Origin of the sequence: Nonlabens sp. Asnod2-A12, from assembly GCF_045063745.1 — a bacterium.
Lineage (GTDB): Bacteria > Bacteroidota > Bacteroidia > Flavobacteriales > Flavobacteriaceae > Nonlabens > Nonlabens xylanidelens.
In genome coordinates, this window is record NZ_JBEFOB010000003.1 from 1,645,227 (window position 1) to 1,659,035 (window position 13,809).

At 35.8% G+C, this 13,809-nt stretch carries 14 protein-coding genes; 5 read left to right on the forward strand and 9 right to left on the reverse strand.

Going from position 1 to position 13,809, the window contains the following annotated elements; all coding sequences use genetic code 11:
• Positions 1–36 precede the first annotated feature (36 nt).
• The 3 genes from ACJJVJ_RS07600 to ACJJVJ_RS07610 all read right to left on the reverse strand — a co-directional run bounded on the left by ACJJVJ_RS07600 (position 37) and on the right by ACJJVJ_RS07610 (position 2,619).
• Positions 37–1,047 (reverse strand): TrkA family potassium uptake protein, encoded by a 1,011-nt coding sequence (locus ACJJVJ_RS07600; RefSeq protein ID WP_317044681.1) that lies wholly within the window; start codon positions 1,045–1,047, stop codon positions 37–39.
• A 12-nt stretch (positions 1,048–1,059) separates the two neighbouring features.
• Positions 1,060–1,287: a PspC family transcriptional regulator gene (locus ACJJVJ_RS07605; protein ID WP_104514673.1), complete on the reverse strand. Its 228-nt coding sequence runs from the start codon at positions 1,285–1,287 to the stop codon at positions 1,060–1,062.
• 63 nt (positions 1,288–1,350) lie between these two features.
• Positions 1,351–2,619, reverse strand: coding sequence for a DUF2851 family protein (locus ACJJVJ_RS07610; protein ID WP_405369755.1), 1,269 nt, complete (start codon positions 2,617–2,619; stop codon positions 1,351–1,353).
• Positions 2,620–2,730: 111 nt separating this feature from the next.
• Here ACJJVJ_RS07610 and ACJJVJ_RS07615 point away from each other — a divergent pair, with 111 nt between their 5' ends.
• Entirely contained in the window at positions 2,731–4,758 is a 2,028-nt protein-coding gene (locus ACJJVJ_RS07615) for a T9SS type A sorting domain-containing protein (protein ID WP_405369756.1), read from the forward strand.
• 71 nt (positions 4,759–4,829) lie between these two features.
• Here ACJJVJ_RS07615 and ACJJVJ_RS07620 read toward each other — a convergent pair whose 3' ends face one another.
• The 4 genes from ACJJVJ_RS07620 to ACJJVJ_RS07635 form a co-directional block, all read right to left on the reverse strand.
• Positions 4,830–5,846, reverse strand: coding sequence for a PLP-dependent cysteine synthase family protein (locus ACJJVJ_RS07620; RefSeq protein WP_104514671.1), 1,017 nt, complete (start codon positions 5,844–5,846; stop codon positions 4,830–4,832).
• Between the two features lie 106 nt (positions 5,847–5,952).
• Positions 5,953–7,035: an amidohydrolase family protein gene (locus ACJJVJ_RS07625; protein ID WP_104514670.1), complete on the reverse strand. Its 1,083-nt coding sequence runs from the start codon at positions 7,033–7,035 to the stop codon at positions 5,953–5,955.
• 47 nt (positions 7,036–7,082) lie between these two features.
• Positions 7,083–7,499 carry a hypothetical protein gene (locus tag ACJJVJ_RS07630; protein ID WP_405369757.1) on the reverse strand — a complete coding sequence of 139 codons (417 nt, stop codon included), beginning with the start codon at positions 7,497–7,499 and terminating at the stop codon, positions 7,083–7,085.
• Positions 7,500–7,609: 110 nt separating this feature from the next.
• On the reverse strand, positions 7,610–8,395 hold the full coding sequence (locus ACJJVJ_RS07635) for an SDR family oxidoreductase (RefSeq protein WP_405369758.1): 786 nt from the start codon (positions 8,393–8,395) through the stop codon (positions 7,610–7,612).
• 113 nt (positions 8,396–8,508) lie between these two features.
• On the opposite strand from ACJJVJ_RS07635, the gene map reads away from it, so the two are divergent.
• The 3 genes from map to tnpA all read left to right on the forward strand — a co-directional run bounded on the left by map (position 8,509) and on the right by tnpA (position 10,710).
• The gene (gene map, locus ACJJVJ_RS07640; RefSeq protein WP_104514667.1) at positions 8,509–9,318 is read left to right on the forward strand and encodes a type I methionyl aminopeptidase; all 810 of its coding nucleotides are present in this window, start codon (positions 8,509–8,511) and stop codon (positions 9,316–9,318) included.
• 113 nt (positions 9,319–9,431) lie between these two features.
• Positions 9,432–10,196, forward strand: coding sequence for a class I SAM-dependent methyltransferase (locus ACJJVJ_RS07645; RefSeq protein WP_405369759.1), 765 nt, complete (start codon positions 9,432–9,434; stop codon positions 10,194–10,196).
• A gap of 112 nt (positions 10,197–10,308) precedes the next feature.
• Positions 10,309–10,710: an IS200/IS605 family transposase gene (gene tnpA, locus ACJJVJ_RS07650; protein WP_405369760.1), complete on the forward strand. Its 402-nt coding sequence runs from the start codon at positions 10,309–10,311 to the stop codon at positions 10,708–10,710.
• 51 nt (positions 10,711–10,761) lie between these two features.
• On the opposite strand, the gene ACJJVJ_RS07655 is transcribed toward tnpA, so the two are convergent.
• The gene (locus ACJJVJ_RS07655) at positions 10,762–11,811 is read right to left on the reverse strand and encodes an FAD:protein FMN transferase (RefSeq protein WP_405369761.1); all 1,050 of its coding nucleotides are present in this window, start codon (positions 11,809–11,811) and stop codon (positions 10,762–10,764) included.
• The gene (locus ACJJVJ_RS07660; protein WP_104514664.1) at positions 11,808–12,170 is read right to left on the reverse strand and encodes a Na(+)-translocating NADH-quinone reductase subunit F; all 363 of its coding nucleotides are present in this window, start codon (positions 12,168–12,170) and stop codon (positions 11,808–11,810) included. The genes ACJJVJ_RS07655 and ACJJVJ_RS07660 overlap by 4 nt, the downstream gene beginning before the upstream one ends.
• Before the next feature lie 144 nt (positions 12,171–12,314).
• Here ACJJVJ_RS07660 and ACJJVJ_RS07665 point away from each other — a divergent pair, with 144 nt between their 5' ends.
• Complete coding sequence (locus tag ACJJVJ_RS07665; protein ID WP_405369762.1) at positions 12,315–13,760, forward strand: aldehyde dehydrogenase; 1,446 nt, start codon at positions 12,315–12,317, stop codon at positions 13,758–13,760.
• Positions 13,761–13,809 lie beyond the last annotated feature (49 nt).

Here is a 13,809-nt window from a genome sequence, read left to right on the forward strand (position 1 = left end):
CACAAAAATCTTGCTTTTTGAAAGCTTTACAGCTATTTATGTTACGTCATTGTTAATTCTGTACACTTTTTGCAGTCTGGAAATCTGCTCTGTATTACCTACAACTATAATTTTTGAGCCTGGAACTAATTTTTGATTAGGATCTGGGTTTACAATATAATCTCCTTGTGGAGATTTATAACCTATAATCGTACAACCTGTTTGTTCCCTTAGATTTAGTTTAACAATGGGGCAATCTTTAATATCATCAAACATTTGCTCAAAAGAAACCTGTTCAAGATTTACTCCATCATTACCTCCATAACTTAATTTATCCCAAAATTCAATCAAATCAGGACTAACAATTAAGGAAGCCATGTGTTGCCCTCCTATAGCATCAGGTAATATTACATTATTTGCACCAGCAAATTTTAATTTTTTATAAGAATTCTCTTCACTAGCGCGAGATATAATTTTCAAATCCTCGTTCAATTGTCGTGCACTCAGCACCACAAAAAGATTATCTGCATCTTCTGGCAGCGCAGTAATTAAAGTAGAAGCTCTATTGATACCTGCTTTAGTAAGCACGTCATCATCATTTGCATTACCTCTTACAAAGTTTATTCGGTCTAAAGAACAGTCATCAATTACCTGCTGGTCCTTTTCTATAATTATAAACTCTCTATTATAATCCTGTAATTTCTGAACGGCTTGTTTTCCATTACGACCATACCCACAAATTATAATGTGATTCTCCATAGAATTTAAATGTTTATTTTTTCTTTTCTTACTCAATTCTGCTAAACTATTTGTGGACAGTAAATACTCTGTAATCACAGCCAGCGCATAACCCACAGTAATCACACTGAAAAGAATAAAACCAGTAATAAACAACTTATCAGATGACGTAGGCTCTTGCAGCTCTCTATACCCTACAGTAGTTATCGTTATTACAGTCATATATAACGCATCTATCCATGACAGATCCATTATTATTTTAAAACCTATTACGCCTACAGAAAGCATAAAAAGCAATAAAGCAAAAGCTATTTTTAATTTATTATGCAACTGTCATCATTTTTAAAGATCAAATACAGAACTACGTTTTGTATAAATAAGGTCTTTAATTTTAAGCCAAAAAGCCATAATTAAATACACAGCAAATCCAGCACCTAAGGTTGCAAACGTGAAATAAATAAAAGTAATACGCACGCTACGTGCTTTCATTCCTAACTTATCTGCCACACGAGAAGATACGTAAAATCCGTATTTCTCCATTAATGTGCGTATATAAGTAACTATTTTCATGCTGTAAATTTAATCAATCGAGATCATAAATTTTCAAAGCTCTAAAAAATTAACTAGATCAGGTTAATTTCTCAATAACGCCACACCTATATCGCAACTCAAACATTTATTGACATCACAATAATTAGACTTTAATTGTAGTAAAGATTGTGTTTGTAACGCACTATCTATTTTAAACAACTTCTTAAACCCTGAAACAACAGTATTTTTCTCGGCCTTCAATTCGTACATTAATTCGAGAAGCTCGTCAGTCTTATCTTTTCCTATAAACCTGGCTTGCATAAATTTAATGGGCACGATACAATTTATAATTAAAAGATCTATAAAATCGGCTGTTAGTATTTTTTCTCTTTCTTCTGTTTCTTTATCAAAAACATGATGCGTGTTCCAGTATTTAGAAGCCTTAATATCAAATAATCGATGAATGTCTGATCTAGTTCTAGCAAGCAAAATCTCTCCAAAAAGCATAGGATTGCGTTGATACAACATCGCAAGTTGTGAAATGCGCACGGTAGGATAATTTGCCGGTCGCAATCTAAAAAACTTCATAGGTGTTAAAGAAGGTTTTAATAAGTGTTTCGCTTTCGCGAAAGCGTACTCATCAACCAACTCTTTATAATAACCATCTTTCTTTACCTCATCTAGCAATCCAGACTGACCCAATAAAGCTGCCTCTAGTTGAAAAGCATCCTTAGCAAGTTTGCGCACAACTGACTGCTCCATACTACTAGCTAGTTGTTCAAAAGCGTCTGCATTAGTTTTAGTCCCAAAACTTCTTGCTAAAAGCTGAAAAAATGCAGCCTCCCAATCGTTATTGTTTTGGGCTAGCATGTGCTTAATTCTATCAGACTTATATTCTAATCGTTCAAAGAAGAGCTTTTCTATCCATTGATCTCTTAAAAAAGAATCTACCGTACCCCACTGGTTTTCACAATTTATAAATTGATTATTCTTAACAACAAAGAGCTTTCTATAAGATTGCACAAGCGATTCATTCACATATTTAGAAACATCTAGAACAGGAATATTAACGCCATCTCGCCTAGTAATCTCTGCATCGTGATTCCATACTACGTGTAAAATCACATTATCATATGCAGGGTCATCATCATGACCATGAAGATACCAGTCACTTGCTTTCACATGCATTTCTACATTTCCCGCCCAGTCTTGACCATCTATCTCTACACGGCCATTAAAAAAATCTGGTCCAGAAAAGAAATTATGTGTTCCTAGCGATTTTATCTTTATCTCCTTTCCTTCTGTAGTCTTTAATTCCTGACCACTCAATTTCTTAAACTTCCATAGGTAATGGATAAAATCTTCTTGCATCAATTAAGTATTAAATAGTAAGCCGAAACAATACTTGTGAAGATATACACAAAAGCACTTAATTATCAAATATTTACCTACTTTTATATGAAATAACTTCAAAGCTAAACCATGAAAACACTCTTTACTTATCTATTTTTCTTGTCATCATTATTGGGGATTTCTCAAAATTCCGGAATCGAGAGCACTTTACCTATGGCAGTAAATAACATCATTGAAATTTGCCCAGGAGACACTATAGATTTCACGGCCATCGATGGCTCAAATTATATGTTTGAATGGGATTTAGGAACTTTAGGAAATCAAAATAATAGAATCATCACCCAACAATTTAACAATTCAGGTGCGTTCTTTGTACAACTACGTACTGCTGATCAAAATTCTAATCCAGTAGGCACTACAGATTATGTAACCGTTGTGGTTTCTCCAGAGCCAGTTTTAGACTATACTGCAACAGATACGCCTGTTTTATGTTTAGGAGATTCTATGTATATAACTACAACTTCACAAATAGACACAGTACTAACCTGTGATGATGCAGCTTTTGTAGCTGGCACAACTTTTTTACCTGATGGCAGTGGCGTAAGTTACCAAAGTGTGATTATAATAGACTGCTTTCCAGATGGTACTACTTTAGTAAACCCAGCAAACTTCCTAGGTGTATGTATGAACATGGAGCATTCTTACCTAGGTGACTTAAGAATTGAGCTCATAGCTCCTAATGGTGTTGCTATTGATTTAAAATCAAGCAATTTTGGAGGAGGAGTATTTCTAGGAGAGCCAATAGATGATGACTTTAACATAAATCCAGGCATAGGTTACGATTATTGTTTCACAAGCCAAGCTACCACCACTATGGTTGGTGCAAGTGCAACAAATACTACAATTCCAGCTGGAGATTACGCTTCTCAATCTGCATTTACAGGCCTTACAGGGGTCCCCTTAAATGGTCCGTGGAGAGTTAGAATTACTGACAATCTAGTTTCAGACAACGGCTATATATTCAGCTGGTTTATGAAATTTGGAGTAGGTTTAGAATCAAATATCAATTACACTAACCCAACAATAATAAATGAATCATGGTCTTCAAGTCCAGATATAACTTCTACAGGAACAAATCAAATTTCAATTACGCCTACACAGACAGGTTTGAATTGTTACGATTACACTACAACAGATAGTAACGGCTGTACTTATACAGAACAATATTGTATAGATGTTCTTGATTCTCAAACAGATTTTGAAGCGGTTGATTTATACAGATATGACAGTGACGTTAATGGCACTGAAGATTTTAATCTAGATTTTAATACTGCAAGAATTATTGGTGATTTAAACCCTATAACTACATCAGTTTTATACTACACAACTCTTGCAGATGCCCAATCGCAAAACAACCCTATTGGAAGTACTAGTGCTTTTGCAAATACTACAAATCCACAAACTATTTATGCGAGAGTAGATAATATAAATATGTTATGTTCAAATATAATTGTAGATTTTGACTTATTACTTACTACTCAACCGCTCACAGACACAGATAATGATGGAATACCTGATTTAAGTGAAGATCTAAATGAAAACGGAAATCTAAATGATGATGATACTGATGGAGACGGAATACCTAACTATCAAGATGATGACGATGATGGTGATGGTGTTCCTACGGCTATAGAGATAGGTACCACTGGTTATAGAAGAGTAAACATTCCTTTCTTAGATACAGACGGAGATGGAATTGAAAACTATCTAGACGACGATGATGACGGAGATGGAGTTTTAACTATTAACGAAGACTACAATAACAATGATGACCCAACAGATGACGATACAGATGGATCTGGAATACCAGATTTTCTTGAAGTAAATATTACTTTAAGTGTTACAAATATTGAAAAAGATGCATTCAGCATCTATCCTAACCCTTTAAACGGAAATAGCTTTTCCATTAAGTTCTTAGATCAAAACGGTCCTAAATATATTGAGGTATTAAATTTAAATGGTCGTTTAATTTTAAGCAAAGAACTTGATACTTCCTCAAATTCAATTAACATAGAATTGCCTGAACTTTCAACAGGAATGTATTTAGTAAGAATAGATAGAAACAGCTCGTTAACCTATAAATTAATTAAGAGCTAACACTTAATATCATTAAAAAAGCTCCGAAATCTAATATAGATTTCGGAGCTTTTTTTGAGTTAATTGAGTTCTTATTTATCATCTGGATGGTACGTACCATCTTCTTTTAACCAGCCTTTTTCTTTCATCCAGTTATCGTTAAAGAATTTCCCTACATAACGACTACCATGATCATGATAAAGAATGACAACTACATCATCTTCAGTAAAACCTACTTCTTTATGGATTTGCTTTAATCCTTTGATAGCAGCACCAGCACTATTTCCTAAAAACATACCTTCTTCCTTTGCCAGTCTACGTGTATAAACCGCTGCATCTTTATCAGTAACTTTAGTAAAGCCATCGATAATATCAAAATCTACGTTTTTAGGTAAAATATCTTCACCTATTCCTTCTGTTACATATGAGTAAATCTCGTCTTGATCAAAAATACCTGTTTCATGGTATTTTTTAAATACAGAACCATACGTATCTATACCCCATATTTTAACATCAGGATTTTGCTCCTTCAAGTATTTACCTACTCCACTTATAGTACCACCAGTTCCTACACCGACAATAAAATGAGTTATTTTACCCTTAGTCTGTTCCCATATTTCTGGACCAGTACTCTCATAATGCGCTTGTGCATTAGAAGGGTTATCATATTGATTTACATACCAAGAGTTGGGAATTTCCTGACTTAATCTTTTACTGGTAGAATAATAAGACTGAGGATCTTCTGGAGCTACATCAGTAGGACATACATGCACCTCAGCACCTACAGCTCTAAGAATATCCATCTTTTCATTAGACTGCTTATCACTTAGAACACATATTAACTTGTACCCTTTAATAATAGCAGCAAGAGCAAGACCCATACCTGTATTACCGCTAGTACCTTCTATAATGGTTCCACCTGGTTTTAGACGTCCATCTGCCTCTGCATCTTCTATCATCTTTAAACCCATACGGTCTTTAGCCGAGTTTCCTGGGTTAAAGGTTTCATACTTTGCAAGTACTAATGCAGGAACATCATTTGCCAGTTTGTTCATTTTAACAAGAGGCGTATTTCCTATAGTACCTAATATATTTTCTACGTAATCCATTTATTCTTAATTAAGTTGCAAAAATAGGATTTAAACTAGTTTCAAGATAAAAATATATCTTAATCTGTCCATTAAATTCATATCCTACATAGAGTGTTGTAAAAATCTAACTCCTTACACGTTCATAAAAAGCTTTTTTTGCTGCTTCATCACTCCCAAAAAGCCATCTTACTACGTGTTCGTCCCACATATCATCTGCTTGTGCTGGAGAGATGATATCACGTTCTATAGCTAGATCAATAATTTTACCTGGATAAGAACTCTGTTTTTCACTATCCATTTCTCCCAATGGGTATGGATCATCTAGACCAACAAGAACCTGTTTTGCTCCTTGATTTTCTACAAGAAGTTTCAAAGAACCAGTATCATGCACTAGAGTATCAAAGAAAATATTAGGATGACCTACAGATTTTCTAGGATGCGTTTTTCCTTCAAATAAATCTGGCCTACCGTCAAAACCTTGAATCCTACGTCCTAGATTCATTTGCGCTAGTTGTCCACCATGTGCAAAACATATACGCATACCAGGATATTTAAACGCATATCCATTAAGAGTTAAGAAATGATAAGCATCTGCACATTGTGCTAGCATCCATATTAAATGAAAACGCCATGATGTATTCTGTAGTTTTATAAATTTCTCACCATCATAAGGATGTATCTCTACTGCAAGGTTAAGTTCACTAGCTAGCTCAAAAATAGGCTCGTTTTCTTCATCAAAAATACATCGCCACTGTCCTATAGTATCCATGTAGTGAGTAGGTAGACAAAGTAACTTCATCCCTAGAACTTTTACACAACGCTCTATTTCCCACAACGCTCCACGCACATAACCTGGGTGTACTACAAAACCACTTGTGAATTTTGAAGGATGGTCGTGCTGTATTTTTGCATTAAAATCGTTTTGAAAACGTAAAGCTTGTTTCATCTCTTCTAGACGCAAACCATTTCCATACAGCTGACTTAAATTTAAAATAACCGCGTGGTCTAGTTTATACTTATCCATCCACTCTAGCTTTTCATCTAGAAAGAAACTAGAATCAGTTACAGGACGAGACCAGCCTTTTTGCAACATGTTCTTACGCTCAGGATCTACCCAAAAAATCCCTTTCTCACGCATGAAATCTGGAATTTGCTCTGGATATGGTAGTAAATGTGAGTGACCGTTAATGCGTAGTTTTTTATTCATGGCTGTTTAGTTGTATTAAATTATTAGTCTGTATGGATTTAAAATAATTACTTATTTAAAAATAACGTCTCGTTGCTAGCTTTTAACTGTCGTTGTTTTAATCTAATGTATTCGAACAGATTTTGCACTGTAGAGATATTGTTATCTATTAACTCTCCTTCTGAATAAGGTGCTAATTGCAACTTTTTAGATATTCGGATCATAATTTTATCATCATCTTCGTCAGTAGAATCTACCTTTAAATCATAATACAAATCATCTTGCGGAACAATCATAATTCCGGCAACTTTAGAATATTCTTGAATTGCTTCTTTTATAATTTGTATTTCATTTCTTTTAAAACCTCGTTTGAGAAAGAACTCATAAAACTCTTCCCAAGTGACTTTCATGTTTTTCCTTTGCTCTACAGCTTCATCTATAGAATCATTAAATACCTTGTTATTATTAAAAGATTTATGCAACATAAATACTATTGCTAATACTACACTTAGAATTGTTCCTCCTATTTTTAAAGCAAAAATCAAATTAAATCTCTTTATTGTGGTTAAAAACCTACTTGATGCATAACTTCATCCTACAAACTCTTCGTCCTTCCACCATCTACCGGTAAATTAATACCGTTAATGTAGCCTGCCTTATCGCTGGCTAGAAAAGTAATCGCATTTGCCACTTCTTCTGGCGCTGCAAATCTTCTTGCTGGCACATAGTTTTTCATGATTTCGGCAGCTTGTTCTTCACTGTGACCTGCTCTTTGTGCTTTTCCTGCAATGATTTTATCAAGTCTATCGGTTGCGGTAAATCCTGGTAATACATTATTAACCGTGATTCCAAAAGGTCCTAATTCAGTCGCCAATGTTTTTGCCCAACTTGCCACTGCTCCGCGTATCACATTAGAAACTCCTAAGAACTCTATAGGTGCTTTTACACTTGTAGAGATCACATTAATTACTCTTCCATAACCAGCCTCTTTCATTCCCGGCGTGCAGGCTTTGATCAATACTTGGTTGCATTTTACATGTTGTGTAAAGCCTTGTTCTAACGCATCAACTTCTGCATCGATTAAGAATCCTGGTGCAGGACCGCCTGTATTGTTTACTATAATATGTATAGGGTTCGCTTTCGCGAAAGCGGAAACTACATCCTCTACTTCTTTAAAATCAGAAAAGTCGGCCACAAGAAAAGCATGATCATTGCGTTTACTTGTGTCTAATTCACTAAGAACTTCTTGTAATTTATTAGGATTGCGCGCTAGCAAAATTACTCGTGCACCTGCTTGAGCAAACTGTATTGCAGTTTCTCTTCCTATTCCGGTACTGCTTCCACAAACGAGAGCAGTTTTGTCTTTTAAGTTGATATCCATCTAGCGAATTTACAGAAAAATGAGAGAAATAGACCATTGTAATACTTTTGATAACGTCTTACTTTATTGACCAATGATTTGATAATAACTACCTTTGCCGCTTTCCATAGATTATGATCGTTACAAAGAATAAAGAAGAGTTAGAAATCATGCGTCGTGCGGCGTTAATGGTAAGTAAAACCTTAGGTATGATTGCTGCCGAGATTAAACCTGGTGTAACCACGCTTAGACTAGACACACTTGCAGAGCAATACATACGTGATAATGGTGCAATACCAGGTTTTAAAGGGTTGTACGATTGCCCTAGCACATTGCTCATTTCTCCTAATGAAGAAGTGGTACATGGTATACCTAAAGAAGTAGCCATTAAAGAAGGTGACGTTCTTTCAATAGACTGTGGCGCTATAGTAGACGGTTTTTATGGTGATCATGCCTATACCTTTACGGTAGGTGATGTACCACAAGAAACTCAAGATTTATTAGACCGCACAAAGAACTCTCTTTATTTAGGTATAGACCAACTAAGAGTAGGAAAACGTGTAGGTGATGTAGGTTATGCGATTCAAGATTATTGTGAATCCTTCGGTTATGGAGTAGTACGTGAACTGGTAGGTCATGGATTAGGTCGAGTAATGCATGAAGATCCACAAATGCCTAATTACGGTAAACGTGGTCGCGGTAAAAAGTTTGTAGAAGGAATGACGGTTGCTATAGAACCTATGATTAACCTAGGAACAAAAAACATAAAACACCATCCTGATGGCTGGACCATTACCACTAGAGATAAAAAACCTAGTGCACATTTTGAACACGATGTTGCTATAGTAGATGGAGAGCCTCGCTTACTAAGTACATTTGATTATATTTATGAGGTGTTAGGGATTACTTCAAATGAGGAAGATCCTTATAGGTGGAAGTCTTAAAGAGTAGAAGGAAAAAGAAATCACAGTTTTTAGCGTTGGGAAGAAGATTTCAGAACACTAAGAATAATGCGATATTAAAAACAGATTCCGCTTCAGTTGCGGAATGACAACATATGAAACGCCTCTTCAAATTCTTTCTCAACCTCATCCCTAGACCTTGGCTTATAAGTTTAAGTTACTATGTGCGTCCACTAATCGCTTGGTGGTATCGTGGTGATCGATATGAAGACCCTATCGATGGAAAAACTTTTAAGAGCTTCTTACCTTATGGTTATGAAAGTGTGCGTGAAAATGTATTATCTCCATCTACGCTTTCTTTAGAACGCCATAGATTGTTATGGCTGTACTTGAAACACAAAACCGATTTACTTACAAAACCTCAAAAGTTATTACACTTTGCTCCAGAGCAATGTTTTTATAAATTGTTCAAGGAAAGCAAAACTATAGATTACACCACAACAGATCTCAACTCTCCACTAGCTGATGTTCATGCAGATATCTGCAACCTGCCATTTGCTGATAATGAGTTTGATTTTATTCTTTGTAATCACGTTTTAGAACACATTCCAGATGATCAGACAGCGATGCAAGAAATCTACCGAGTTCTTAAACCTAGCGGTACTGCGATCTTGCAAATACCATTAGAAAATGATCGAGAAGAAACCTTTGAAGACGATTCTATTACAGACCGTAAAGAACGTGCTCGCATTTTTGGACAGTACGATCACGTGCGCGTATACGGAATGGATTACTTTGAACGTCTAGATCACATAGGATTTATAGTAGACGCTGTAGATTACACTAAAGAATTAGGCGCAAAACAAGTAGATCGCTATAGACTAGCACCTGGCGAGTTAATTCCTGTGGTAAAGAAGTAAACTTATATTTTTAATTTTTTTTTTTCCAAAGGGTAGAATTAATTCTACCCTTTGGAAAAAAACTAGTTACTTTAGATTTCATTCGTAGAAAAATTAAGAGTAATTTTATTTCATGTCTAGAAATAATTTACAGCTTTATGTTCATTTAGTTTTTGTAACGAAGTATCGTGATTATTTGATTAATGATAGAGTAGAAAATCAACTCCATCAATTCCTTTGGAATAAATCTATAGAGTTGAATATAACACCTTTGATGATTAATGGCATGCAAGATCATGTTCACTTACTCTTGAAAATTCCAGCCACTATTACCATCGCTTCTTTAGTTAAGAATTTAAAAGCACCTAGTTCTAGGTATTTAAATGAAATAACTAAAAGTAATTATTTTGAATGGTCTAGGGGTTATGGAGCTTTTACTGTGAGTAAAAAAGACGTAAATCTCATTGCTCAATATATCAAGAATCAAAAAGATCATCATCAAAAAGGAACCGTAAATGTCGATCTAGAAAATTAAAACTGTCTTTCCTCAAGAGTAGAATTAATTCTACCCTTAGAGAAATGAAAACTACTTACCAGCCTGCTTCACATAACTTTGAAAACCTGGCGTTACTTCAAAGCGTAGCAAGCCATAACCATCAGTATACATAATAACTACCTCTAGGTCTTTTAAGTTTTTCAATAATTCACGAGATTTCTCTAGTGGCATGGCCATAAAAGCTGTTGCATATCCGTCTGCTAGAGTGCAGTTGTTAGCTATTACATTCACTCCTAACACCTCACTAGGTTGTGCTTTACCTGTTATAGGGTTAACTGTGTGCACAAATTCTTGTCCGCTTTTAGGGTCTTTTTTAAACTTGCGATAATTACCACTACCAGCCATAGCTTTATTAGACAACTCTACGACCGTAACGTAAACGCGCTCATCATGTTTTTGTTTAGGATCATCTATTCCTATAGACCATTTACCATCACGTTGTAAATTCATACCCTTAGTCACCACCTCACCGCCTACCTCTACTAGATAATCGTCAACTCCTTTTTCATCTAGTAACCGTGCCATGTAATCCACCAGTGTACCTTTGGCAATAGCATTAAACTCTAGATACATTCCTTTCTGGTCAGATTTGATATAAAAAGAATCTTTAACCGTAGTAGATACTATAGACATTTTATAAAAACCTACATATTGTTTAAGGCTGTCTATTTTCTTTTGTGACGGTATAACCTCTTGCTCTCCATTTGCTCCAAAACCATATGCATTTACCAGATTCCCAACCGTAGGATCAAAGTATCCATCAGTCTTGCGATACACCTCTTGTGCTTGTTCAAACACCTCTTTAAAAGGTTTCCCTACCAGCACACTATCTTCTCCAGCGTTGATTCTATTTATAAGAGAACCCTTTACCCAGGTACTCATAGAATTATTAAACATAGTAATAATACTATCTACATCTTTTTCAACATCAAGCTGATCGTCTGCAAATAATTTTATAGAGTACGTAGTCCCTATAGCATTACCTACAAATTGCTGTGGTTCTGGGCGTACAACATCAGCTTTTTTTTCTTTACAAGAAAAAAGCAATAATAAACACGATACTACTAAGACGTTTTTCATTTAATTTCTATTAAACCTGCAAAATTCACCACATAATCATCTTGATGATGTACAGGCATTTCATAATTACGAGAGTTAGCCAGTCCTACACCAGCATAATAAGTTCGTGCTTTATATTTTTTACCATGATCGCGCATCATATGAAGTAATTTCTCATCATAATGAACCGGATTTGCAGGATAAGTAACCGCACGTACCACAACAAAATGAAGAAATTTATCCTTTAAAGCCACAAACTGTGGATCTTTTTTAGGTTTAGAGTTAATGGATAAAAACTCATATCCCAATTCTTCCATTTCTTTCCCTACGATATTCATCGCCAGCTGGTGTAATTCCTGTTCTGATAGTGGTGTAAGCATTTTACAAAGATATAATTCATAATGTGATTAATAGTTATTGTTATACCGCTTTCGCGAAAGCGGACTCACAAAAAACCTTTTCCATATCTTTAAACTCTAAATTTCTTTATCAAAGGATATTTAAAAAACCAATTACGACACTACATGGATATTACCAACTTCATCAATAACGAAGAGCAAATTCCTTTATCAGGATTTTGGCTGGATAATTATGAACCTGCAACTGGAAAAATATATGGAGAGATTCCTAATTCAAATGAAGACGATGTAGAAAAGGCATATCAGGCAGCAAAAGCAGCTTTTCCATTATGGTCGAATACTACAATTGATGAGCGTTCTAAAATCATGTTGCGCATTGCAACTCTAATTGAAGAAAACATAGAGCAACTAGCCGCTGCAGAAAGTCGTGATAATGGAAAACCTTTATGGCTGGCAAAAGCTGTGGACATACCGCGAGCGTCTTCTAACTTTAGGTTTTACGGTAATGCGATTACTCAATATGCGAGCAAATCCCATGAAAGTATAGGTAAGAACACCATAAATTATACGCTACGTAAATCTATAGGAGTCGTGGGTTGCATCTCTCCATGGAATTTGCCCTTGTATCTTTTTTCTTGGAAAATTGCTCCTGCAATTGCTGCTGGGAATTGTGTGGTTGCAAAACCTAGTGAGGTCACTCCTGCGACAGCTTACTTACTCGGCGAGATTGTAAAAAAAGCAGGATTACCAGCTGGTGTTTTAAATATAGTCCATGGAAATGGTGCCAGTTGTGGTCAGGCCATAGTCACACATCCGCACATCAAGGCGATCAGTTTTACTGGCGGCACGACTACTGGAACGCACATCGCAAGAACTGCTGCACCCATGTTTAAGAAACTGTCTCTAGAATTAGGCGGTAAGAATCCCAACCTCATCTTTGCCGACTGTGATTATGATAAAATGTTAGACACTACGGTACGATCTTCCTTTGCTAACCAAGGTCAGATATGTCTTTGTGGTAGCCGTATTTTTGTACAACAAGATATTTACGAGCGATTTAAAACAGATTTTGTTAATCGTATTAAGAAATTAACCGTAGGTCATCCAGAGCAATCTAATACCAAAGTTGGTGCTGTGGTAAGTGCTAGCCATAGAGAAAAGATTGAGGAGTATATCGCTCTAGCAAAAGCAGAACCTAAAAATTACACCATCTTAACTGGTGGAAATCGTGTAACTGTAGCAAATTTTGAGGGCGGCTATTATCTAGAACCTACCGTTATAGAAGTAAGCTCTAACGACTGCAAATTGAACCAAGAAGAAATCTTTGGACCAGTCGTTACCATAATGCCATTTACTGATGAGGCGCACGCACTGGAACTCGCAAATGGCACTAAATATGGACTAAGCGCTACTCTATGGACTAACGACCTATCGCGAACTATGCGCATGACGCAAGAGATAGATGCAGGAATAGTATGGGTAAACACCTGGTTAAATAGAGATTTACGTACACCTTTTGGCGGTGTAAAAGACAGTGGTGTAGGTCGTGAAGGCGGTTTTGAAGCCTTAGATTTCTTTACAGAGCCTAAGAATGTTTGTATTGAGTATTAACATCGAGAATTGATTTAGACCATACCAACACATATAGTTGGCATGTCAA

What these genes read in the sequence shown, in the direction of transcription:
- ACJJVJ_RS07620 (WP_104514671.1), bottom strand. Translation starts at nt 5,846, where the DNA reads ATGGATTACGTAGAAAATATATTAGGTACTATAGGAAATACGCCTCTT.
- ACJJVJ_RS07610 (WP_405369755.1), bottom strand. Translation starts at nt 2,619, where the DNA reads ATGCAAGAAGATTTTATCCATTACCTATGGAAGTTTAAGAAATTGAGT.
- tnpA (WP_405369760.1), top strand. Translation starts at nt 10,309, where the DNA reads ATGTCTAGAAATAATTTACAGCTTTATGTTCATTTAGTTTTTGTAACG.
- ACJJVJ_RS07645 (WP_405369759.1), top strand. Translation starts at nt 9,432, where the DNA reads ATGAAACGCCTCTTCAAATTCTTTCTCAACCTCATCCCTAGACCTTGG.
- ACJJVJ_RS07655 (WP_405369761.1), bottom strand. Translation starts at nt 11,811, where the DNA reads ATGAAAAACGTCTTAGTAGTATCGTGTTTATTATTGCTTTTTTCTTGT.
- ACJJVJ_RS07625 (WP_104514670.1), bottom strand. Translation starts at nt 7,035, where the DNA reads ATGAATAAAAAACTACGCATTAACGGTCACTCACATTTACTACCATAT.
- map (WP_104514667.1), top strand. Translation starts at nt 8,509, where the DNA reads ATGATCGTTACAAAGAATAAAGAAGAGTTAGAAATCATGCGTCGTGCG.
- ACJJVJ_RS07665 (WP_405369762.1), top strand. Translation starts at nt 12,315, where the DNA reads ATGGATATTACCAACTTCATCAATAACGAAGAGCAAATTCCTTTATCA.
- ACJJVJ_RS07660 (WP_104514664.1), bottom strand. Translation starts at nt 12,170, where the DNA reads ATGCTTACACCACTATCAGAACAGGAATTACACCAGCTGGCGATGAAT.
- ACJJVJ_RS07615 (WP_405369756.1), top strand. Translation starts at nt 2,731, where the DNA reads ATGAAAACACTCTTTACTTATCTATTTTTCTTGTCATCATTATTGGGG.
- ACJJVJ_RS07605 (WP_104514673.1), bottom strand. Translation starts at nt 1,287, where the DNA reads ATGAAAATAGTTACTTATATACGCACATTAATGGAGAAATACGGATTT.
- ACJJVJ_RS07630 (WP_405369757.1), bottom strand. Translation starts at nt 7,499, where the DNA reads ATGTTGCATAAATCTTTTAATAATAACAAGGTATTTAATGATTCTATA.
- ACJJVJ_RS07635 (WP_405369758.1), bottom strand. Translation starts at nt 8,395, where the DNA reads ATGGATATCAACTTAAAAGACAAAACTGCTCTCGTTTGTGGAAGCAGT.